1 protein-coding gene is annotated in these 816 nt (G+C 69.9%); it reads left to right on the forward strand.

What is annotated here, in order from left to right:
• Positions 1–816, forward strand: an 816-nt coding sequence (ispG, locus tag IE182_RS31550; protein ID WP_190113421.1) for a flavodoxin-dependent (E)-4-hydroxy-3-methylbut-2-enyl-diphosphate synthase, incomplete at both ends; no start/stop codon positions are given.

Below are 816 nucleotides of genomic sequence, written 5' to 3' on the forward strand. Positions count from 1 at the left end.
CAGGACGACGCCGACGCGCTGCCGGTCATCGCGAAGAAGTCCCAGATCCCGGTGATCGCGGACATCCACTTCCAGCCGAAGTACGTCTTCGCCGCCATCGACGCCGGCTGCGCCGCCGTCCGGGTCAACCCGGGCAACATCAAGCAGTTCGACGACAAGGTCAAGGAGATCGCCAAGGCCGCCGGCGACGCCGGCACCCCGATCCGCATCGGCGTCAACGCCGGCTCGCTGGACCGCCGCCTGCTGCAGAAGTACGGCAAGGCCACCCCCGAGGCACTCGTCGAGTCCGCCCTGTGGGAGGCGTCCCTCTTCGAGGAGCACGGCTTCCGCGACATCAAGATCTCGGTCAAGCACAACGACCCGGTCGTGATGGTCAACGCCTACCGCCAGCTGGCCGCCCAGTGCGACTACCCCCTGCACCTGGGTGTGACCGAGGCGGGCCCGGCGTTCCAGGGCACCATCAAGTCGGCCGTGGCCTTCGGCGCCCTGCTCTCCGAGGGCATCGGCGACACCATCCGCGTCTCCCTGTCGGCCCCGCCGGCCGAGGAGATCAAGGTCGGCATCCAGATCCTGGAGTCCCTCAACCTGCGCCAGCGCCGCCTGGAGATCGTCTCCTGCCCGTCCTGCGGCCGCGCCCAGGTGGACGTCTACAAGCTCGCCGAGGAGGTCACGGCCGGCCTGGAGGGCATGGAGGTGCCGCTGCGCGTCGCGGTCATGGGCTGCGTCGTCAACGGCCCCGGCGAGGCCCGCGAGGCCGACCTGGGCGTCGCCTCCGGCAACGGCAAGGGCCAGATCTTCGTCAAGGGCGAGGTCATC

Origin of the sequence: Streptomyces cinnamoneus (genome assembly GCF_014650495.1) — a bacterium.
Lineage (GTDB): Bacteria > Actinomycetota > Actinomycetes > Streptomycetales > Streptomycetaceae > Streptomyces > Streptomyces cinnamoneus.